The following is a 20,155-nucleotide window of genomic DNA, read 5'->3' as shown; positions in this document are numbered from 1 at the left end:
CGAGTTCTCGTCGAATCGCCAGCGGAGCGCCTTTGAACAGCATCCTGCCGTACGGCATACAGGCGGAGTATCGAAAGTTGATGAGTGCTTCTCTTGTAGAACGGCCATCGCAACACAGGGCCGCGCGGCGCCGGAGGCGCCGCCTTGAGATAACAAATATGGAAGATCTGAACGCGTGGGGCCGCCACGCTGCTGCCGCTGGCGGTCGGCTTGCCTCTGCCCCCCGACCTCCATCTGCCTGGAAGCCGCTTTGAGAGGCCGGGCAGAGTCAAGCACTCCGAAGTGCCCGCGTGTTCTACCTGCTCGCCGACCGTGTCATGGTTCGCGTCCGGGTCACCCATGGCTGCGTGTTCATCCCACGAACCATCCCACGGCCGATGTCAGTCCTCCACCCATGTCAAGGTCACCCGCGAGTTCGGTTGCAGGCTCTCCAGTCCGCCGAGCTGGTAGACGGGCCACGCCACGCCGAGGCCTTTCGCCTTGCTGAACGTCAGTAGCTGACCGTTGCGGACCTGGTGCGACCAGAGAGCCACGCTGTCTACAGTCTTTCGACCGCCGAACCACGGCGCACCAGTACTGATCGTCCAGTTGGCGCCGGTTCCCTCGCCATCCGGGACGTTGAGCCACTTCCCCCACCAGAGGGTGCTGGTCAGCACGAAATCCACAGCTGTTTCGCCGTTGGGTCCCGGAGTCATGGCGTTCGGTGTGATTGTCGCCGTGATCACATCGTTGTCGTAGAGTCGCTCCCCGGCCAGGAGCTGTTCCCAATCCACCGGCCGTGGCGACACCAGCGAGCGCTCAACGGCGAGGCGCCAATTCTGTATTAGTCCGTGAAAATTGTAGAAGTACGTGCTCTTTGGTGAGGTGGCGAACGGCCGAACAAGGGGGTCCTGGTACACGGCCATTGTGACGTCGTGGAACCATAAGTGCAGGTTCGCGGAACGGGTGTCACTGGTGAGGAAGAGGCCGAAATCGTCAAGATCCCGAAAGGTGTAGGCGCGCTGCGTGATCCGCCGCACGGCCTCCTTCCTCCGTGGGGAGAAGGTTTGGTCGGCCGTCAGTTCGTTCGGGATGGCCGCCCAGGGCTGCACGGTGCTCACGTCGTGGCCGGTGTCGCGCATCCAAGCCAGCACGTCCGCAACCAGGTCACGGTGGAAGTCCAGCAAGCCCACCCCGAACCCCGGCGCCTGAATGTCATGGTTGGCCATATGCCAGTCCTCATGGCGCTTCAGGAAGCGCTCAGGAAGGTCAGCGATCTCAGGCATGTTCAATCCCCTCGTGATGGCTCCAGGCACAAGAGGAGCCGACGGGTTGTCTTGATACATCGACCGCGTCGACAGCAGCGTGAACGAGACTGAGCCTGGACCGAAGGCCCGTCCCTGATTGTGCCGACCCGTTCGAGCCACGCGATCCGATCTGGCGTTACATAGCGTCGTAAAGTCTCCGGAGGGCGCCGACTCCGCGCCGCGGGTCCCATTCGCCAGTGTCCAGATCCTGTGAGACGCGCGGCAGTGTGGTGCAGCGTTCGAGGTGGCGGTAGCTGTATACCCAATACGCGACCCCATCCGAGTCGACGCCCTGGCGAAGGGCGTCCCGCACTACTGGTTCATTGTCTTGAATTGGAATGAAGCATCGCTCGCACAGCATAACGACGCTGTCGCCCTGTCTGCCTCCGTTGGTCTTCCGCCTGTCCATCGTGCTCACCCCTTCGTGTCTATTCCCTGCGGCTGTGCCCCACTGAGGTCGGTCCGCAATTCCATACACGCCAGGCTCCCAGAGCCGCAAGCTGTCTCGTTTGCGCGCCTGAGTAAATGGGGTCCGTGGCGCCCGTAGTTCTGGTCGGCGCGAAGGAGCCGATGTCAGACCACGCTTTGTCGCTTTTTCGAGGTGGGCGACCCAGGACATGCTTCGGCATGTAGAAGTCCCAGTTCAGTGGGCGCTTGCGCACCCGGTGCCTTCTTCACCCTGACGGCGGAGCGAGGATTTCGATGAGGTGGCCGGAGGGGTCCAGGAAGTAGGCCTTCCGTCCGTCCGGACCCTCGTGAATCTCATTCTCGCACTGCTGGAACGGGTCGGCCCAGTAGGTGAGCCTGGCAATTGTTGTGCGGTCCATTGCGGAGTCGAACTCAGGGGCACTCATCAAGAACGCGCAGTGCTGCGGACGCACGTTTTGATCGGTCAGGAACTGAAGTGTCACGTGGTTGGTCAGCGGGATTGGGGTGAATGGGCCCCGCGGTCAGGTACCTGCCGGAGTCCCTGGAGCATCTCGTCTCCCGGGGCCGTCTGGACGAGGCACGGGCCCTGGCCGAGCGGCTGGGCGTGGCACTGCCCGAGCCGCCTGCGCGAGCGCGCCGGAGCGCGGGCTGGGGTGGCGTCCGGACGCTGTTCACCCGCGACTACGCACGACCGACCGTGTTGTTCTGGTTGACGGCATTCTGTTCGCTGCTGCTGGTCTACGCGATGAACACCTGGCTGCCCCAGTTGATGCGGCAGGCCGGCTACCCGCTCGGCTCGGCGCTGAGCTTCCTGCTCGTCTTCAACGTCGGAGCTATCGCCGGGTTGCTCGTCGGTGGCCGGGCCGCCGACCGGTTCGGCCCGAAACCGGTCGTCGCAACGGCCTTCGCACTGGCCGCCGCCTCGGTCGCGTTGCTGGCCGGCACATTCGACTTCGCGGCGCTCTATGTGCTTTTCGCGATCGGCGGTTACGGCACGATCGGCACCCAGACCCTGCTCAACGCCTATATCACCGGCTACTACCCGGGTGAGTCGAGGGCAGCCGGGATCGGCTGGTCGCTCGGCGTGGGCCGGTTCGGCGGCATCCTCGGACCGGTCCTGGGCGGTCTGCTGATCACGTCGGGGCTGCCCCTGACCCGGATCTTCTTCGTCTTCGCGGGTGTGGCGCTGATCGGCGCCCTGCTCGTCTGCGGGGTCCGCCGGTCCCCCACCCCGCCGGTCGTGCCGGCACCGACCCAACCACAGGAGGCATGAGATGCCGGGAAATCAGGCGGACCTGCCGCGTAGCGCGCCGACATCCTCGAGACTATCTGGGCAAGGGTTTCCCGGACTGGACGCGACGTGGTCGATGCTCAGCAGCTCGGCCGTAGGCCTCAGATGGCGGGGGCGATGGTGACGATGAGCCGCGACGGCTCGTCGCCCCCACACTGGAACTGATGCGGGGTGGTGCCGTCGTGCCCTTCCCGAGGACCATCCGGACCGTGCCCGGCTGCGGGACGAGCTGGTGATGGGCTTTCTGCCGGTGGTGCGGCATCTGGCCCGTCGCTACAACCGCCACGGCATCGCCGAGGACCTCGAGCAGGTCGGCACGATCGGCCTGATCAACGCGATCGACCGGTACGACGCCGCCCGCGGACCCGGAACGTTCCTGGGGTACCTGATCCCGACGGTGACCGGGCAGATCCGCCGCTACTTCCGCGACCGGACCTGGTTCACCCGGGTACCGCGCGGGCTCAAAGAACTCAGCGTCCGGATCAACCGCTGCACCGAGCCCCTGTCGCACCGGCTGGGGCGGGCGCCCAGGCCGAGCGAGCTCGCTACCGAGCTCGGCGTCCCCGTCGGCGAGGTCATCGACGCACTCGGCGCGCGGGAGAGCCAGCACAGCGTCCCGCTCGACCGCCCCTACGGGAGGACGGGCAGCCGCTGGCCGAGACCTACGGCCGGCTCGACACCGGGTTGGAGCACGTCGAACGGCACGAGGTCCTTCGTCCGATGATCGAGGCCCTCCCGGCTCGGGAACGCACCGTTCTGACGCTGCGGTTCTTCGAGGACCTCACCCAGACCCAGATCGCCGAGCGGGTCGGGCTCTCCCAGATGCACGTCTCCCGGCTGCTCAGCACCACGCCGTGGATCGAGTTCCGTGCGGAGGCGCTCGCCGCCGCCTTGCTCCCCGCGGGACGCAGCTGAACCCGCTCGCCCACCGGTAGGAAACCGATCCGCGGTGGTGCGCTGCTCGTGCGGGCATCCGCAGCGCCGTGTCGCCACGAGATTCGCGCTATCGGCGGCCCCGGCGGAACCGTAACGCGATCACCGGTGCCGGCAGCCGAACGAGAATCCGCGGCGCAAGATCCGCATCAAACGAGAACGCCCTTTGACGGCGCCCACACACAAGGCCACGGTGTCGGAATCACTCGTCCGCACCCCCGGAGTCTCATGAACGTCTCGAGTACGCACCGATCGTGGCGGTCACGGCCGGGGCGCAGCCGTCGAGGGCACCCGTGCGAACCGGGTAAGCGGCCGGAAGCCGCTCGTGATCCGCATCGAGCCCGTTGCTCACCCGGTCCGGAGTGAGTTCATGACGACGACCTTCCTCACGATGCTCTGACCGCTGTGTCGCGGCGGGCCGTCAGGGGCGACCCGAAGTCCACCGCCCGGAGAACCGGGGCAGCTCCCGGATCTCGATCGCCATCGAGGTGATGTGAGTGCAGAAACCGGATGTGGTCCCGCCCGGCGTGCCGAGCGCCGACGGGGTGACGGTCGACTTTGCTCTCGCGATGGGCATCGCTGCTGCCGCGCAGCAGTCGTCGCCGAGCGCCGTGGCGGGCGCGGTGCTTGAGGAGCTCTGCAGGCATTTGCCGGTGGCGGCGGCGACCCTGGTCTCCTTCGACCCGTTCCGTGGCAGCCACGTCGTGCTGGGCTCCGTCGGGTACCGGCCCGAGGTACTGGACTACCTGACGTCTCCGGCATTCCTCGTCGACGACGTCGGGTATCGCCTGCTCGTGCGCCGGCCGCAGCGCCGGGCCCGGTCCTGGTGCGACGTGGAGCTGGAGTACTACGAGCGCAGCCCTTCGGTCACCGAGGTGTTCGGGCCGGCCGGCTTCGCCGGAGGCGCGACCGCTCGCCTGGTGAGCACCGACGGCCGCTACACGGGCGATCTGCACCTCAACACCTACGAGCAGGGCCGGCCGGCCCCCGGCACGACCGCCGCACTGCATCACGTGGCGCCGGTCCTGGCGGCGGCGACGGACGTGACGAGGCGGTTGTCGTTCCTGCTCGGCGACCGTGCGCCCGACGTCCCGGCCGTCGTCGTCAGCGGCAAGGGCACGCTGGTTCCGGTCCCCGATCGGAAGCCGCCCGTTCAACTCGACGGGGACCCCGACCTCGTGGCCGGCATCGTGGCCTGGCGCGAGAGCCACCCGGGCGTGTTGCAGGCACGGTTCCACCTGTGCCGGGCCGCCGGATGGTTCCAGACCCAGCTCGCGGCCGTCGAGGGCGGCACGCTCGTGTCCGTACGACCGGTGCCGGCTCCCCATGGGCTCACGCTGCGGGAGATGCAGGTCCTGACCCTGCTCACGGAGGGGCTCGCGAACGTCGCGATCGGTCGGCGGCTCGGCATCAGCGCCCGCACCACGGCACACCACGTCGAGCACGTTCTGACCAAGCTCGAGGTGCAGAGCAGGGCGGCGGCGACACGGTGCGCCGTCGAGCAGGGCCTGCGGCTGCTGCCTGCGGCAGACTCGACGACCTGACCACGTCGTCGGGGCTCCCGTGGCGGAATCAGCGTCCCGGAATGTCCGGGACTAGCTCGGAGGCGATCTTGCAGATCCGGGCCTGGTGATCCTCCACCTCGCGGCGCCCGTACATGTTCTCGACGAGCGGGAGGAACGGGTCGGCCATCGGCTGCTCCCCGGCCAGGACGGCGATCGAGGTGGCGCCGCAGACGGCCACGTAGTGGATGCTGTAGCCGCCTTCCTGGACCATGACGAGCTTGCCCGAGCACAGCTCGGCAGCGATGTCGACCAGGCGCTGGGTCATGGCGCCGAACCCTTCGGCGGAGACCATGGTGTGGGACAGCGGGTCGAGGATGCTGGGGTCGAATCCACAGGCGACGAGGATGAGGTCGGGCTGGTAGGCGCGCAGCGCCGGCAGGACCACGGAGTCGACCGCCAGGAGGTAGCCGCCGTCGCCGGTCCCCGGGGGCAGGGGGACGTTGAGATTGGTGTTGACCCCGGCGCCGCCGCCGCGCTCGGTGGTGAAGCCCTGGTCGGTGGGGAAGAAGCGGTCCTGGTGGAGCGAGATCGTCAGGACGTTCGGATCCTCCCAGAAGATCGCCTGGGTCCCGTTGCCGTGGTGGACGTCCCAGTCGACGATCGCGATGCGTTCCACCCCGAGGACCTCACGGGCGTGCTTCGCGGCGACCGCGATGTTGTTGAAGACGCAGAATCCCATCCCCGTTTCCCGGACGGCGTGGTGGCCACACGGGTTGACCAGGGCGAAACCGTTGTCGACGGTGCCGTTGCAGACCGCGTCGACCATCGCGATGGCCCCGCCTGCCGCGAGCGCGGCGATCTCGTAGCCGCCCTTGCCGAACGGGGAGATGCCGTCACCGGCGTCCCCGCCCTTGGGAAGCGCGCTCTCCTCGACGATGCGGTCGTGGTGCTCTGCGGTGTGCACGCGCAGGATCTCGTCCCGCGTGGCGGGTCGAGCCGGGATGTTCCGCACCTTGTCCCCGAGCCCGATGACCTGTACCAGCTCGTGCATCCGTCGCTTGTTGTCCGCGTGGGCGAAGTGGTACGAGACGGGCTGCAGTCCGGCGGCCGGGTCAGCGGGGGCGAGTGAGCCACTGCCGGTGTCGTTCCAGCCGTAGAGCGTGTGCCAGAGATAGCCGGTCGTCATGGTTCCTCCGTGGGAGCGGTGAACAGGAGAAGGCCTGCCGGTCGTGCTTAGGAGTCGATCGGCAGCGGCTCGAGCGGCTTCGGATCGGTGAAGCGCTCGAGGACGTTGCGGGTGATGCGGGAGACGTCGTTGTCGTAGTCGTTCTCGGCGAGGCTGCCCGCCCAGGCGATGGACCCGGTGGAGAAGACGCCGCCACCGTTGGCCGTGGTCAGGTAGACGACATCGGCACGGACCTGGAAGCTGTCGGTGCCGCCCATCCCGTCGAAGGGGAAGTAGATGTCCTCGGCGACCAGCGGGTAGTTGTCGGAGTGCCGCCCTGCGCTCGTGGCCAGCAGGAGTGCGTTCGCCGGGGTGCCGAGCGTCAGGTCGTAGCGGTCGCACTCATGGCCGGCCGCGCCGCCGCCGACGAGCCCGTGACCGCCGATGGTTGTCGCGCCCTCGCAGCCGACGGTGATGAACGCGGCCCGGGTGTCATCGAAGTCGTCGAGGGTGTCGTAGGCCGACGACCGGTCCATCCCCTCGGTGGTGAATCCGACGCCGAAGAGCTTCTGCGGACTACGCCCCCGGTTGCGCCAGATGCCGCCGCGCTCCGGGGTGAAGGCCATGTGCAGCTCGCCGGGGCGGGCCTGCCACGCACGGCAGCCGTTCTCCCCCTTGCGCACCTCGGCCAGGTGGGGCTTGTCCGGGTGGTAGCTCGTGACCCAGTAGAAGCCGTTGCCTCCCATGTACATCCCGCGCCCGCCGGAACCCAGGTAGGACTCCCAGGCGTCGAGCATCCGCGCCGAGTAGTACTCGGGGTGGGTGCCGGTCAGGACGACCTGGTAGCGGCCGAGGAGCTCCGCGCCTTCCCGGTCGAGATCTTCGTCGGTCGCCACGTCGAACTTCGCGCCTACGCCGGTCAGCCAGTCGACGAGGTGCAGGTCGGCGGGGAACTGCCACAGCGAGCCGGTCGTGTGCCGGAAGCCGGGCCGCATGGTGATGATCGGGCGGAGCCGGCTCGTGTGGGCGACCCCGCTGCCGTCGTTGTGGTGGTCGTAGGTCGACAGGCCGTACTCGGGGTGCTCCAGCAGCTTGAGGTCGGCCGCGGCCATGACCGAGGTGTGCCCGAGGATGGACTGGGCGACCGGGACGTCCGGGACGATGTGGTCGTTGGCGTAGGCGAGGTAGCTGGTGGTCGGGAAGAGCAGCAGGATCTTCGACGTCGCCGTGCCCCGCGGCGGTAGCACCCAGAACGGGATGTGGTCGACGGTGTCCCCCAACGTGACGCGCAGCGCGTAGACCGCGCTGGGCAGGTCGTCGGGGACGACGAGACGGACGTCGGTCTCCCAGCCTGCGTCCTCGAGGGCGTCGTCGGTGAAGTGGAGGGCGCCGTACTGCTCGGGGGCGTGCCGGTAGTTCTCCTCCTCGCCCGTCCAGTTCCATCCCGTCATGGCGCGGTAGGGCGCGTTGTGGCAGCGGCCGTGCAGGCCGTGCGGCCCGAGGTCGGTGCACCTGTCGGACGGGACCCCTCGCGGGCCGATCTCGGCGCCGAAGTCCCAGCGCGCGAGCAGCCCGCTCGACGGGCGCTCGCCCCGCGCCATCGCGGCGACGTCCTGCTCGTCGAGCATCCGGTCGAACACCGATGGCGAGTCCAGCTTGCCGTTGTAGTGCCCTGTCAGCCCGCCACCGGCGGAATCGGCGCATGCCGCGAGCACCGTCGCGACGTCCGGCCGGCCCGGGGCGGGAGCGCCCGATCCCGCGCCACTCGTTGCCGTCGCCAACCCGACCGCGGGGCTCCAGAGGCTGTTCGTCGAGGTCAGCGTCGGTACCGCCGCGACGCGGGTGTCGCCCCCGTCCCACGATGTCGTGACCGAGTACCAGATCCAGGGCGCGAGCGGCGCATCCGACACGGTCTCGTGCACCGACGACCCGTCGCCGAGTCGCAGGGTCACCCGGCCGCCATCGGTCAGGCCGAGCCACCAGCCGGTCCCCGTCGCCGCGTCCCACCGCGCGACGAGGGTCTGCTCCTCCTTCGCGGGCGTCGTCGGCTGGGCGAACACGTGCACCGATCCTGCGGCACCCAGGGCCAGGGCGCCGCCGTCCTCGACGACGACGGCCGAGCCCGTTCGGATCTCCTGCAGGCGCGCGGTGTAACGGCCCGCCACCGGGCTCTCGATCACCGTCTCGCGGAAGCCCGGGCCGGCCGGGTTGGTGTCACCGTTGTGGAGCCGGACCAACTCGGCCTGGAACTGCCCGGGCTCGTCACAGCTGATCTTGAACTCGACCGGCTCACCCGGGGCGGCCGAGAAGCGGTCGGCGTATCCGGTCACCGTGGGCCGCGGAACGTGCACCATCACGCCGCTCCTTCCGCGGTCGCGCGCAGGTCGGCGACGCGCCGCAGGAAGACCGCGTGCATCGCCTCCTCCTCGGTGGCGAAGGGACCGTCGTCGAGGACCTCCGGCGCCTCGCCGTGCACCCCGGTGAGGGCGGCCATCCGGTACTCCCGCCACGGCCGCACCGCGACGATCACGTACTTGCCGGGAACCGGGGCGCGGCGCATGTAGCGGAGCACGCGCTGGAGGGGATCGCTGTGCGGACCGGCCGGGTTCGCCCCGTGCTCGGCGATCACATCCTCGGTGACCAGCGCCAAGGTCCTCTCACGGGCACGCCGATCGAAGAGGGCGTAGACCTCCAGCTGCCTGTCCCGCATGTGAATCCCCTTCGCATGGTGATGGTTCGCAAGCGAACTTCAGCCGTGGGACCTGCTCAATGGGCAGATGAGCCCATAGCCAGACGCTCGCGGGCACGGCAGACCTCACCCGTCCGACACACCTCGATGGCGGAACCCCGAGGGGTGAACGATGCCCCGCCGTGCCGCTGCTCGCGACAGCGCCGCCGCCTCATGACTGCGCACCGCACACCCACCTCGGACCTCGACCGTGTGGCGGAAGAGCAGCCGGGAGCCACCCGGGCCGAGGGCGGTGACGCCGTGCCCGGCCCGGGCACGACGATCGTCCGGCCGAGACCGTCGAGGCCGGGGCGGCGCGCCATCAGAGCAGGACGTCGCGGGGGGCATGTCGGATCGGCATCATGTACCTGGTGGGACCGCGTACCGGCGGGGTCGAGCCCCGGAGACCCCTCGTGGGTGCGATCCGGTCGACGACGCGTCGCCGCGGCTTCTCCCGACAGTGATCGGAGGAAGAACCATGCAGTTCTATCTCGACGGCTACAAGCCTGGTGACCCGTTCGTCGAGGACCCGCACCCGTCGGCCCGGCAGCGATCGGCGGACCTTCCCGACACCACGGGTGTCCTCGTCGTCGGCTGCGGCCCCGCCGGGCTGGTGCTGGCAGCCCAGCTGGCGAACTTCCCGAACATCCGGACCGTCGTCGTCGACCGCAAGGACGGGCCTCTTGAGGTCGGACAGGCGGACGGAGTCGCGTGTCGGACCGTCGAGATGCTCGAGGCGTTCGGCCTGGCCGGTCGCCTGGTCGAGGAGGCCGACCAGGTCAACGAGGTCACCTTCTGGCGGCCCGACCCGCAGGACCCGACCTCGATCGTCCGTACCGGCCGCATCGCGGACGTCGAGGACGGACTGTCCGAGATGCCCCACGTGATCGTCAATCAGGCACGGCTGCTCGCCCACCTGCGCGACCACATGCAGCGATCGGCCGCGAGGATGGAGCCGTTCTACGGCCTGCACCGGCGACGCCGAGTACCCGGTGACGGTCACCGTGCGGCACCTGAAGGAGCTGCAGGATACCGACGAGGTGTCGACGATCCGGGCGCGCTACGTCGTCGGCTGCGACGGTTCGCGCAGCCGCACCCGAGAGGCGATCGGCCGCAGGCTGATCGGTGACCGGACCGATGATTCGTGGGGGTGCTGGACGTCCTGGCGGTCACCGACTTCCCCGACATCCGGCTCAAGTCCGCGATCACCTCGAAGAACGGCAGCATCCTTGTCATCCCGCGGGAGGGCGGCTACATGGTCCGGCTCTACATCGAGCTGGACAACGACCGCGACGTCGAGATGCTCAGGGACCGCAGCGTCACCCCGGAGAAGTTGGCCGCGGTGGCGAACCGCATCCTGCACCCGTACAGCATCGAGGTCCGCGACGTCGGATGGTGGGCGGTGTACGAGATCGGTCAGCGGTTGTGCGACCGGTTCGACGACCTCCCGGACACGGGCTCGGCAGATCACCTGCCCCGGGTCTTCATCGCGGGCGATGCCTGCCACACGCACAGTGCGAAGGCCGGTCAGGGCATGAACGTGTCGATGGCCGACGCCTGGAATCTCGGCTGGAAGCTGGGCACCGTACTGCGGGGGACGGCGCGACCGGAACTGCTCGTGACGTATTCGACCGAGCGGCAGGCGGTCGCCCAGCAGCTCATCGACTTCGACCGCGAGTTCGCTGCGATGTTCAGCGCCCGGTCCGGCCGGTCCGCGGCGGTGGAGGAGGGTGCCGATCCCGCCAGGTTCCAGCGGTACTTCCGAGAGCAGGGTCGCTTCACCGCTGGGCTCGCGGTTCGCTACGGCCCCTCCATGATCACCGCCGCGGCCCCGTCGCAGCATCTTGCGGAAGGATTCCCGGTCGGCATGCGGTTCCACTCCGCACCGGTCGTCCGTCTGGCCGACGCCAAGCCCCTTCACCTGGGCCACGTGGCCCGGGCCGACGGCGCCTGGCGCATCTACGTGTTCGCGGACCGGCTCGAGTCGTCCCGATTCGACGAGCTGTGCACGTTCCTGGCGTCGGACGGCTCGCCCGTCACGCGGTTCACCCCGGCCGATGCCGAGCCCGACTCGGTCATCGACGTGCGGGCGATCTTCCAGCAGGGCCACCGTGACCTGACGGTCGAGACGATGCCCCAGATCCTTCTCCCGCGAAAGGGCCGGTTCGGGCTCGTCGACTACGACAAGATCTTCTGCTCCGACCAGCAGGACGACATCTTCGACCTGCGCGGAGTGGATCGCGAGAGGGGCTGCATGGTCGTGGTGCGACCGGACCAGTACGTCGCACACGTTCTCCCGTTGGACGGGCACCGCGCACTGGCCGAGTTCTTCGAAGGCATCTTCGTCGACACCGAGCGGGGTTGACCCTCCCGGGCGGCTCACCCGGCGGCCGGATGCCGCTTCCGCCGCCGGGGCCGGAGGGGTCAGGCGCCCGCCCACACTCCCGGCCTGCGGTCGGCCCACCCGATCGCCCGCTCGAGGTCCCCGGCCAGCGCGATCAGTACCGACTCGCGGCCCAGGCCCGCCCCGAACTGCACCCCGATCGGCCAGCCTTCCGTCGACCAGCCCAGCGGCAGCGAGATCGCCGGCATCCCCGTCACGTTGGCGACCCCGGTGAACCCGGCGAAGGAGAAGATCCGGTCGTACCAGCCCCGCGCGTCCAGCGCGGAGTCGTCGGCGTTCAGGTAGCCGAGGGGCGTGTTGGGTGCGCACGAGGTCGGGGTGAGCAGCACATCGTGCTCGGTGAAGAACCGCGCCACCGTGCGGGTGGTGGCGTTGAAGACGCGGTCGGTCGCGTAGAGGTCGGAGGCGCGCAATGTGCGCCCGTGCTCGGCGCAGGCCAGCGTCGTCGCCTCCAGGGTGTCCGGACCCGGCTCGACGCCCAGGGCCGCCGCGATCGTGTCGACCCCGTCAGCGAGGAAGCTGCACCAGGCCACCAGGTTCGCGTCGTCGAACTGCTCGGCGTCGATGGCGGGGGACGCCTCGACCACCTGATGACCCATCGACTCCAGCTGGTCGGCCACGCGGTGGACCGCATCGACGCACTGCGGGTCGGTTGAACCGGGTCCGGACGAGGGCGTGGTGCTGACGGCGACCCGCAGCCGCGGGCTGCCTGCGCGGACCTCCTCCGCGAACGGCCGCACCGGAGCGGGCAACAGGTAGCGGTCGCCGGGCTCAGACCCGTGCACGGCGTCGAGCAGCGCGGCGCAGTCGCGCACGGTCCGGGTCAGCGCGAACTCGATGCCGAGGCCCAGCAGCGGGTCGGCGTAGTCGGGGCCGACCGTGGTCCGTCCGCGCGTGGGCTTGAGCCCGACCAGCCCGCAGCAACCCGACGGGATGCGGATCGAGCCGCCGCCGTCGCTGGCCGACGCCACCGGCAGCGCCCCCGAGGCCACGAGGGCCGCCGACCCGCCGCTGGACCCGCCCGAGCTGCGCGTGGTGTCCCAGGGGTTGTGGGTCGGCCCGTTCGACACCGGCTCGGTGTTCGCGTTGAACCCCAGCTCCGGGGTCGCGGTGACGCCCATCGTGGCCAGGCCCGCCGCCCGGAACCGGGCCATCAGGTAGGTGTCCTCCGGCGTCGCGATGCCGTCGCCGAGCAGCCGGGTGCCGGCCCGCTGCGGGATTCCTGCCGCGTGGATGATCAGGTCCTTGATCGCGAAGGGCACGCCGGCGAACGGGCCGTCCGGGTCGTACTCCAGCGGCTCGGCGAACCGCTCGCCTACCAGCGCGTTGAGCTGCGGCGCTACGGCGTCGAGCGCGGCGGCCGCCGCGGCCTGCACCTCCTCGGCCTTCACCGCGCCGTCACGGATGAGCTCCGCCAGGCCGATCGCGTCGTGAGCGGCGTACTCGTCGACCCGCATGGTTCCTCCTCGCGCTCCGGCCGGGCGGCCGCCGAGCTGCGGTGACGCTAGGCGGCCCTGCGCGGGCGGACATCGGTCGATCGACGGATGTACGTGCGGACGACCCCTTGTGTACATCCGCACGATCCGTAGCGTGACCGGGGTGACGCCGGACACATCGTCGCGGCTGCGGGCCGCACGGGAGCTGGGCGATTTCCTGCGGCGCAGCAGCCGGCCGACGAGGGCCCCCGCAGGCATGCTCAGCGCGGCGCTCGACGCGCTGCACGGTGTGCTGCCCTATGACTGCGCCTCTTTCGCCCGCTGGGACCCCATGCTCCGTCGGCACCTCACCGTGGCCAGTACCGGCTACCCGGCGACGGCGCTGTGCTTCCTCGACACCCGCATGCACGCCGACCCGCTCTTCGCCGAGGTTCAACGCGGTAGCGGCCCGCTGCGGGTGCGTGACATCCCGCGCGCCCGGCGCCACGGCGAGATCTTCGAGACGGTGATCCACCCGCTCGGGTTCGCGGACGGGCTGACCCAGTGCCTGTTCGCCCGTGACGGGCGCTACCTCGGGATGCTCAACGTGAGCACCCTCGACCGCCGCCACCCCGCCGACGACGTCGTCGACCTCCTCGCCCTGCTCGCCGACGACCTCGCGGCCGCCCTGGACCCGCTCCCGCCTCCGGTCCCGGCCACCGGAGCGCTGGCCGACGGCCACACCGACGGGCTGCTCGTCACCACCATCGGACAGGCGGTGCCGCTGTCCGCAGGTGCCCGACCGGAACTCGCGGCGCCGGGCTCCCCGCTACGACCGCTGCTCGACGACCTGCTCGCCGGGCGGGAGCCGCCGCGCGCGCTGCTCGTGTTGCTCGGCGCCGACCTGGTCGCGGTGAACCTGGACGGGGGCGCGCACGGCGTCGTCGTGCTGCACCGGCCGGCGGACCCGCCCTTCAGCCTCACACCCCGCGAGCTCGAGGTGCTCGACGCCGTGTCGCACGGGCAGACCAACGCCGAGACTGCCCGCGCGCTGCGCGTCTCACCGCGGACCGTCGCGACGCACCTCGAGCACGTGCTGGCCAAGACGGGCTGCGCCAACCGGACGGCCGCCGCGCGGCTGGCCACCCGGCTCGGGCTGCTGGTGGCGGGCCCGGCCAGGACGCCCGCCCGATCCGGTGACGGCCCGCCGGGTCGGCCACTCCGGCCGCTGTAGCGGGTGCGCCCCGGCCCCCGGACCTTCCGAGTTCCTCACCTCGTCGGTCCGTCACGGGGAGGGGCTCACCCTGCTTCGCGGACGCTCGTCGACCACGGATACCTCCGGCTCATGGAGGCGACTGCCTCGCGCTCTCCCGGCCGGCCGGTCAGCGCAACATGTGGAGGTCCATGGCGAGCCGGACCAGCTCGGCTCGTCGCCGCAACCGGTGCCGGCGCAGCATCGTGGTGACGTGGAACTTCACCGTGTGCGAGCTGATGCTCAGCTCCTCGGCGATCGCGTGGTTGTCCTCGCCGCGGGCGATGAGACCCACGATCGCCAGCTCGCGCGCGGTGAAGGAGTCCGCCGCGGTCGGCGCGCCCACCGACCGCCTCAGCAGGTGTCCGGCCAACCGCGGGTCGAAGTAGCTGCCGGTCCGGGTGAGCTCGCGGAGGATCTCGGGGATGCGCGCCGTAGTGGTGTCCTTCAGGACGTACCCGGCGGCGCCCGCGCGGATGGCCTGGGCGAGGAGGTCGGGGTTGCCGTAGGCGCTGAAGACCAGGACGGTGAGCGCGGGGCGCCTGCTGGTCAACAGGGAGCACAGCTCGGTGCTGTCCTGCCCGTTCAGGCGCAGGTCGAGCAGCAGTACGTCGGGCTGCTCCCGTTCGATCAGGGTCGCCGCGTCGTCGGGTTCGGTGGCCGCGCCCGCGAACTCGAGGTCGTCCTCACGGTCGGCCACCGCACGCAGCCCGTCGTGGATGATCGCGTGGTCGTCCACCACGCAGAAGCGGATCATGTCGGAATGGTCGCGCGGAGGGCGAGCCCACCCCGCGACGAGGGGCCGACGGTGAGGTGCCCGCCCGCCCGCGTCGCGGTGGCGCGCATGCCGCGCATGCCGAGGTGCGGCGACGCGCCGACCAGGACGCGATCGAGTGCGTCGGCGTCCAGGCCGCATCCGTCGTCCTCCACCGTGAGGGCCGCGGATCCGGCGGTGAGGTCCAGGACGACGTGCTCGTGGGCGCACCCCGAATGGATCTCCGCGTTCACCAGCGCCTCCTGCCCGATCCGCACGAGCGCGTCGGCGACGGCTCCGGCGACGAGGTCGTCGGACCGCGCCCCCACGACTCGGACGTCCGGCGCACGCCGGTGGCCCGCTGCACATCGGTGATCTCCTCGAGCACCTGCGCGGCCCGGCGGGGCCGGTGCTCCCCGGTCAGCATCATGAGCTGACCACGCAGCGCGTCCATGCACTGCTCGGCGGCCGAACCGATCACGGCCATTCGCAGGCGCAGGTCCTCGTCCCCGCGCTGGGCGGCGGCCTCGGCCTCGAAGCCGATCTCGAGCAACCGGCGCACCACGTTGTCGTGGACGGCGAAGGCCAGGCGTTCGCGTTCCTGGCGCGCGACGACCGCGGACCGGTGCTGCTCGACCGCGCGGCGCTTGAGCCCGAGGGTGGCGTAGCCCGCGAACTCGCCCAGCAGCTCCTCGTCGGTCTGGCTGAAGGGGTGCAGGTGCCGGTCGCCGATGTACAGCACGGCTTTGACCTGCTCGTCCAGGAGCAGCGGTGCGGCCATGGCCGAGACGATCCCCTCGCGCACGGTCTCGGCGACGGGCGCGGCGTGCAGGCGGGCGTCGCTGGCGTAGTCCAGGGACCGCACGGGCCGCTGCACCGACCGGGCCAGGCCACCGAGTCCCTGCCCCAGGTCGATGCGCAGATGACGGAACTGCGCGGTCCGGATGCCGAGGACCTGGTCGAACGTGAAGGTCTCGGTGTCGTACTCGGGCAACGAGAGGTAGGCGACCTCGGACCCGAAGAGATCGCGGGCGGACACGAGGATCGCCGCGAGTGCCGAGCCGGCGTCGTCGCTGCTGGCCGTGGCGTCGGCGACCTCCGAGAGCGCGGCGCGAAGATCCGCGCCCATCCGCCGTCCCCCTTCGCGACGACCGCACCGCACGGCCGCGCTCACGCGGCGTGTGCATCGGGCCTGGAGCTGCCGCTCGGACGCCGGGGGAAGTGGCCGGGCGAGGTTGCCGACGATCACCGTGCCCGCGCCGAACGCATCCCGCCAGGGGACCGTCACCGCGGAGTGCAGCCGCAGCCGGAGTTCACGGACGGTGGAGGCGACGTCGAGGTCGACCAGGACCTGTGGGCGGTGCCGGGGCAGCACGTCGCCGAACACGAGCGGTTCGTTCGGGAGGAGCGGATCGACCGCTCCGGCGGTGCTGACGGCCAGGACGCGGGCCTCGCCCGCGGCGGGGTTCGGTCGGTAGACGACCATCGCGGCGTCGGCGCCGAGCACCTCGCGGATCTCGGCGAGCACCGGATCGAGCGCCTCGGCGATGCTGCGGGACCGGCCCGCGTCCCACAGGTAGTCGGCGCGCGCGCCCTCCGTCGATCGAGTCACCAGTGCCCCCTCACTGCCGCCGGCTCCAGTAAAGCCCGCGCCGTCCGGCCTCGCCGGCCGGGGTGCGGCCTACCCGTACGGGTAGGAGCGAGACGCCCGGAGGGCAGTGGGAAGTCTGCCGACATCGGCACCGCCGGCCCTGATCCACTCGACGCTGCCCGCGGCGGGCCGACCTGATGGCGCGCCGCGTTCGTCGAGGAGGATGTACATGACGCCCATCCGGACATCGTTCGTGCTGCCCGGGCTCGCCGGACCGGCCGAGATCGTCGTGGACCGCTGGGGCGTCCCGCACATCTATGCCGCCACCACCTACGACGCCTTCCGGGTGCAGGGGTTCAACGCCGCCCGCGACCGGCTCTGGCAGATCGACTTCTGGCGCCGGCGTGGTCTGGGGCGGCTGTCGGAGGTGTTCGGTGCCGAACACGTCGAACGTGACCGCGCGGCCCGGCTGTTCCTCTTCCGCGGCGACACCCACAGCGACTGGCTCGCCTACGGTTCGGACACCAAGCGGGCGTCCACCGCATTTGTGGAGGGCGTGAACGCGTTCGTCCGGATGACCCGCGAGGACCCGGGGCTGCTACCGGTGGAGTTCCGCGAGCTGGGGTACGAGCCGGCGTTCTGGGAGCCGTCGGACGTCACCCGCATCCGAAGCCACGGCCTGTTCTACAACGTGCGCGACGAGGTCGCCAGGGCATTGACGCTGCGTGACCACCCGGCGGAGGTGGAGGAGCTGCGCAAGCGGCGCGAACCCCCGCGGCCGCTGCACGTGCCCGATGGCCTGGACCTCGGCGTCATCCCCGACGACGTCCTCGCCGTCTACGACCTGGCGACCACCCCGCCGGTCTTCGGCCCGCCGGCACCGCAGGCCGCCCAGGGCGACGTCCTGCCGGAGGGCAGCAACAACTGGGTCGTCTCCGGGAGCCGCACCGCCACCGGCCGCCCGGTGCTCGCCAACGACCCCCATCGCGCGGCCGCCGCACTGCCGGGGCTGCGCTACCTCGCTCACCTCAGTGCGCCCGGGTTCGACGTGATCGGGGCCGGTGAGCCGGGGCTGCCCGGGATCTCCATCGGGCACAACGGGCGGATCGCGTTCGGCCTGACGATCTTCTCGATCGACCAGGAGGACCTCTACGTCTACGAGACGAACCCGGCGGAGCCGCTCGAGTACCGCTACCGGGACCGGTGGGAGCCGATGCGCGTCGAGCGCGAGACGATCACCGTGCGCGACGGGGAGCCGGTGGAGGTCGAGCTGCTGTTCACCCGGCACGGACCGGTGATCCGCACCGACCCGGAGAGGAACACCGCGTTCGCCGTCCGGGCCGCATGGCTGGAGCCCGGGATGGCGCCCTACCTGGGCAGCATGGACTACATGCGCGCCCGCGACTGGGACGAGTTCCTGGGTGCGATGAACCGGTGGGGGGCGCCGCCGGAGAACCAGGTCTACGCCGACACCGACGGCAACATCGGGTGGAAGACCGGCGGGCTCACGCCGATCCGGCCCAACTGGGACGGAACCCTGCCGGTGCCCGGCGACGGCCGCTACGAGTGGGCCGGGTTCTACGACATGGACGAGCTCCCGGGTGCGTTCAACCCGGAGCAGGGCTTCGTCGCCACGGCGAACGAGATGAACCTGCCCCCCGACTTCCCGGCGGACCGCCACATCTCCTACGACTGGTACGCCCCCTACCGCCGGCAGCGCCTGGACGAGGTGCTGGCGGCGGCCGACGCGTCGACGTTGCCGGAGATGGTGGCTCTGCAGAGCGATTTCGTGAGCATCCCGGCGCGCCGGATACTGGCGCGGCTCGCAGCGCTCCCGCTGCCGGGCGACGTCGACGGGCTCGACCTCCTCAAGGACTGGGACGCCGATCTCCGCGCGGACTCGGCGGCTGCTGCGCTGTTCGAGGTCTGGTACCGCCGCCACCTGCGACCGGCCCTGCTCCAGCGGGCGCTCGAACAGATCGTCGGCACCGACGCGGCTCCCGGGGCCGCAGCCCGCATCGCCGCCAAGGAGGACCTGCTCGCCGACGCCCGCGTCGACCTCGACCTGGTGGAGACGCCCGGCGACCGGCTCGGCCCGGACCCCGAGCGGTTCCTGGCCGACACCGTAGGCGCCACGTTGCCCGCCGCGGTGGCCGAGGTCGAGACACTGCTCGGCGCCGACCGCGCACAGTGGAGCTGGGGGCGGCTGCACGTCGCCCGGATGGCCCACCCGCTCGCCGCGGTGCTGCCCGGGGTGTCGCAGGAGCGGCTCGTCGCCGGACCGCTGCCCCGCGGCGGCAGCGGGGACACCGTGGGGAACACCGCCTACGGGCCCAACTTCGTGCAGAGCGCCGGGGCGACCTTCCGCATCGCGATCGACGTCGGCGACTGGGACGAGTCGCTGGCGATGAACGCACCCGGGCAGTCCGGCCGGCTGGACGACCCGCACGCCACCGACCTCTTCGCGTCCTGGGCTCGCGGTGAGGCGTTCCCGCTGCTCTATAGCCGCGAGCGGGTGGACGCCGCCACGGAGCAGATCATCACCCTCGATCCGCCCGGCTCGCCGGCCTGATCCGACCGACCCCTACGAGAACAGGAGAGCGACTCATGGGACACCTCAAGTTGCCCGAAGGCAAGAAGATCGCCGTGAACCTGGGGACCGACTTCGACGCGCAGTGCCTGTGGCTCGGCGCGTTCAACCGGCCGAGCCCCGCGTTCATGTCCCGAGGCGAGTTCGGCGCGGAGGTCGGGGTGCCGCGGCTGCTCGAGCTGTACAAGCGCTACGACGTCAAATCCACCTGGTTCACCCCGGGCCACTCCGTCGACACCTTCCCGCAGTGGTGCATGAAGATCCTCGACGACGGCCACGAGTTCGGTCACCACGGCTACTACCACGAGATTCCTCCGGCGATCAGCCGCGATACCGAACGACGGCTCGTCGACCTGGCCTTCGCGTCCTACAAGAAGGTGCTGGGGATCCGCCCGACCGGCTACCGCTCCCCGTACTGGGACTACAGCGAGAACACCCTCGACATCATCGAGGAGTCGGGCTTCCGCTACGACACCAGCCTCATGGCGCGCGACCTCGTGCCCTACCACCCCCAGCGCTGGCAGGTGAACTGGGAGAAGGGCAACGTCGCCGGCCGGGCGAGCGAGGTCCTCGAGATCCCGGTCAACTGGTATCTCGACGACTTCCCGCCGCTGGCCTACACGGGGACGTCCACCGGGATGCAGGACACCGAGACGATCTTCCGGCGCTGGCGCGACATCTTCGACTACGCCTACGAGCGCGTCGAGAACCCGGTGTTCGCCTCGTGCGTCCACCCGCAGATCATCGGCCAGGCCCATCACATGCTCTGGTACGAGCGGCTGATTCAGCACATCGCCGGCAAGGACGGGGTC

General features: G+C 70.4%; 17 protein-coding genes and 1 pseudogene. 9 read left to right on the top strand and 9 right to left on the bottom strand.

Annotated features, from left to right (window positions below):
* Positions 1 to 380 precede the first annotated feature (380 nt).
* Together WBK50_RS33645 and WBK50_RS33640 are read right to left on the bottom strand one after the other, a co-directional pair.
* Entirely contained in the window at positions 381 to 1,265 is an 885-nt protein-coding gene (locus WBK50_RS33645; protein ID WP_341339788.1) for a hypothetical protein, read from the bottom strand.
* A gap of 695 nt (positions 1,266 to 1,960) precedes the next feature.
* The gene (locus WBK50_RS33640) at positions 1,961 to 2,197 is read right to left on the bottom strand and encodes a hypothetical protein (RefSeq protein WP_341339787.1); all 237 of its coding nucleotides are present in this window, start codon (positions 2,195 to 2,197) and stop codon (positions 1,961 to 1,963) included.
* Between the two features lie 26 nt (positions 2,198 to 2,223).
* Between WBK50_RS33640 and WBK50_RS33635 the strand changes: the two genes are divergently transcribed.
* From WBK50_RS33635 to WBK50_RS33620, 4 genes are all read left to right on the top strand, one after another.
* Positions 2,224 to 2,988, top strand: a complete 765-nt coding sequence (locus WBK50_RS33635; protein WP_341339786.1) for an MFS transporter — start codon at positions 2,224 to 2,226, stop codon at positions 2,986 to 2,988.
* 253 nt (positions 2,989 to 3,241) lie between these two features.
* Positions 3,242 to 3,730 carry a sigma factor gene (locus WBK50_RS33630; RefSeq protein WP_445942421.1) on the top strand — a complete coding sequence of 163 codons (489 nt, stop codon included), beginning with the start codon at positions 3,242 to 3,244 and terminating at the stop codon, positions 3,728 to 3,730.
* Entirely contained in the window at positions 3,727 to 3,921 is a 195-nt protein-coding gene (locus tag WBK50_RS35550) for a sigma-70 family RNA polymerase sigma factor (RefSeq protein ID WP_445942420.1), read from the top strand. The genes WBK50_RS33630 and WBK50_RS35550 overlap by 4 nt, the downstream gene beginning before the upstream one ends.
* Before the next feature lie 515 nt (positions 3,922 to 4,436).
* On the top strand, positions 4,437 to 5,483 hold the full coding sequence (locus tag WBK50_RS33620) for a helix-turn-helix transcriptional regulator (RefSeq protein ID WP_341339785.1): 1,047 nt from the start codon (positions 4,437 to 4,439) through the stop codon (positions 5,481 to 5,483).
* A gap of 28 nt (positions 5,484 to 5,511) precedes the next feature.
* Here WBK50_RS33620 and WBK50_RS33615 read toward each other — a convergent pair whose 3' ends face one another.
* Genes WBK50_RS33615 through WBK50_RS33605 form a run of 3 tightly spaced genes read right to left on the bottom strand, consistent with a single transcriptional unit; the run spans position 5,512 to position 9,319 of the window.
* Positions 5,512 to 6,630 carry a class II histone deacetylase gene (locus WBK50_RS33615; protein ID WP_341339784.1) on the bottom strand — a complete coding sequence of 373 codons (1,119 nt, stop codon included), beginning with the start codon at positions 6,628 to 6,630 and terminating at the stop codon, positions 5,512 to 5,514.
* 47 nt (positions 6,631 to 6,677) lie between these two features.
* Positions 6,678 to 8,963, bottom strand: a complete 2,286-nt coding sequence (locus WBK50_RS33610) for a N,N-dimethylformamidase beta subunit family domain-containing protein (RefSeq protein WP_341339783.1) — start codon at positions 8,961 to 8,963, stop codon at positions 6,678 to 6,680.
* A complete protein-coding gene (locus tag WBK50_RS33605; protein WP_341339782.1) occupies positions 8,963 to 9,319 on the bottom strand; it encodes a hypothetical protein in 357 nt (118 codons plus the stop codon). Before WBK50_RS33605 ends, WBK50_RS33610 begins: the two co-directional genes overlap by 1 nt.
* 496 nt (positions 9,320 to 9,815) lie before the next feature.
* Here WBK50_RS33605 and WBK50_RS33600 point away from each other — a divergent pair, with 496 nt between their 5' ends.
* Together WBK50_RS33600 and WBK50_RS33595 are read left to right on the top strand one after the other, a co-directional pair.
* Positions 9,816 to 10,466 carry an FAD-dependent monooxygenase gene (locus WBK50_RS33600; protein ID WP_341339781.1) on the top strand — a complete coding sequence of 217 codons (651 nt, stop codon included), beginning with the start codon at positions 9,816 to 9,818 and terminating at the stop codon, positions 10,464 to 10,466.
* Positions 10,378 to 11,702, top strand: a pseudogene (locus tag WBK50_RS33595) (FAD-dependent monooxygenase). The gene WBK50_RS33600 and the pseudogene WBK50_RS33595 overlap by 89 nt, the downstream one beginning before the upstream one ends.
* A gap of 59 nt (positions 11,703 to 11,761) precedes the next feature.
* Here the strand turns inward: WBK50_RS33595 and WBK50_RS33590 are convergent.
* Positions 11,762 to 13,198 (bottom strand): amidase, encoded by a 1,437-nt coding sequence (locus tag WBK50_RS33590; protein ID WP_341339780.1) that lies wholly within the window; start codon positions 13,196 to 13,198, stop codon positions 11,762 to 11,764.
* Positions 13,199 to 13,331: 133 nt separating this feature from the next.
* Here WBK50_RS33590 and WBK50_RS33585 point away from each other — a divergent pair, with 133 nt between their 5' ends.
* Positions 13,332 to 14,390: a helix-turn-helix domain-containing protein gene (locus tag WBK50_RS33585; protein WP_341339779.1), complete on the top strand. Its 1,059-nt coding sequence runs from the start codon at positions 13,332 to 13,334 to the stop codon at positions 14,388 to 14,390.
* Positions 14,391 to 14,538: 148 nt separating this feature from the next.
* Here WBK50_RS33585 and WBK50_RS33580 read toward each other — a convergent pair whose 3' ends face one another.
* The 3 genes from WBK50_RS33580 to WBK50_RS33570 are packed head-to-tail and all read right to left on the bottom strand — an operon-like array spanning position 14,539 to position 16,774.
* Complete coding sequence (locus tag WBK50_RS33580) at positions 14,539 to 15,165, bottom strand: response regulator transcription factor (protein WP_341339778.1); 627 nt, start codon at positions 15,163 to 15,165, stop codon at positions 14,539 to 14,541.
* Positions 15,162 to 15,416, bottom strand: a complete 255-nt coding sequence (locus WBK50_RS33575; protein ID WP_341339777.1) for an ATP-binding protein — start codon at positions 15,414 to 15,416, stop codon at positions 15,162 to 15,164. The genes WBK50_RS33580 and WBK50_RS33575 overlap by 4 nt, the downstream gene beginning before the upstream one ends.
* A complete protein-coding gene (locus tag WBK50_RS33570; RefSeq protein WP_341339776.1) occupies positions 15,413 to 16,774 on the bottom strand; it encodes a GAF domain-containing protein in 1,362 nt (453 codons plus the stop codon). Before WBK50_RS33570 ends, WBK50_RS33575 begins: the two co-directional genes overlap by 4 nt.
* A 208-nt stretch (positions 16,775 to 16,982) precedes the next feature.
* Between WBK50_RS33570 and WBK50_RS33565 the strand changes: the two genes are divergently transcribed.
* Together WBK50_RS33565 and WBK50_RS33560 are read left to right on the top strand one after the other, a co-directional pair.
* The gene (locus WBK50_RS33565) at positions 16,983 to 19,325 is read left to right on the top strand and encodes a penicillin acylase family protein (protein ID WP_341339775.1); all 2,343 of its coding nucleotides are present in this window, start codon (positions 16,983 to 16,985) and stop codon (positions 19,323 to 19,325) included.
* 35 nt (positions 19,326 to 19,360) lie between these two features.
* On the top strand, positions 19,361 to 20,155 hold a 795-nt coding region (locus tag WBK50_RS33560; RefSeq protein WP_341339774.1), incomplete at its 3' end, for a polysaccharide deacetylase family protein.

This window comes from Pseudonocardia sp. T1-2H, from assembly GCF_038039215.1.
Taxonomy (GTDB): domain Bacteria; phylum Actinomycetota; class Actinomycetes; order Mycobacteriales; family Pseudonocardiaceae; genus Pseudonocardia.
The sequence above is the reverse complement of the archived record's forward strand: the minus strand, read 5'-3'. Positions and strand labels throughout refer to the sequence as shown.

Coding starts and splice junctions, on each gene's coding strand:
- WBK50_RS35550 (WP_445942420.1), top strand. CDS start 3,727: ATGATCGAGGCCCTCCCGGCTCGGGAACGCACCGTTCTGACGCTGCGG.
- WBK50_RS33580 (WP_341339778.1), bottom strand. CDS start 15,165: ATGATCCGCTTCTGCGTGGTGGACGACCACGCGATCATCCACGACGGG.
- WBK50_RS33635 (WP_341339786.1), top strand. CDS start 2,224: ATGGGCCCCGCGGTCAGGTACCTGCCGGAGTCCCTGGAGCATCTCGTC.
- WBK50_RS33565 (WP_341339775.1), top strand. CDS start 16,983: ATGACGCCCATCCGGACATCGTTCGTGCTGCCCGGGCTCGCCGGACCG.
- WBK50_RS33615 (WP_341339784.1), bottom strand. CDS start 6,630: ATGACGACCGGCTATCTCTGGCACACGCTCTACGGCTGGAACGACACC.
- WBK50_RS33605 (WP_341339782.1), bottom strand. CDS start 9,319: ATGCGGGACAGGCAGCTGGAGGTCTACGCCCTCTTCGATCGGCGTGCC.
- WBK50_RS33600 (WP_341339781.1), top strand. CDS start 9,816: ATGCAGTTCTATCTCGACGGCTACAAGCCTGGTGACCCGTTCGTCGAG.
- WBK50_RS33590 (WP_341339780.1), bottom strand. CDS start 13,198: ATGCGGGTCGACGAGTACGCCGCTCACGACGCGATCGGCCTGGCGGAG.
- WBK50_RS33610 (WP_341339783.1), bottom strand. CDS start 8,963: ATGGTGCACGTTCCGCGGCCCACGGTGACCGGATACGCCGACCGCTTC.
- WBK50_RS33630 (WP_445942421.1), top strand. CDS start 3,242: ATGGGCTTTCTGCCGGTGGTGCGGCATCTGGCCCGTCGCTACAACCGC.
- WBK50_RS33645 (WP_341339788.1), bottom strand. CDS start 1,265: ATGCCTGAGATCGCTGACCTTCCTGAGCGCTTCCTGAAGCGCCATGAG.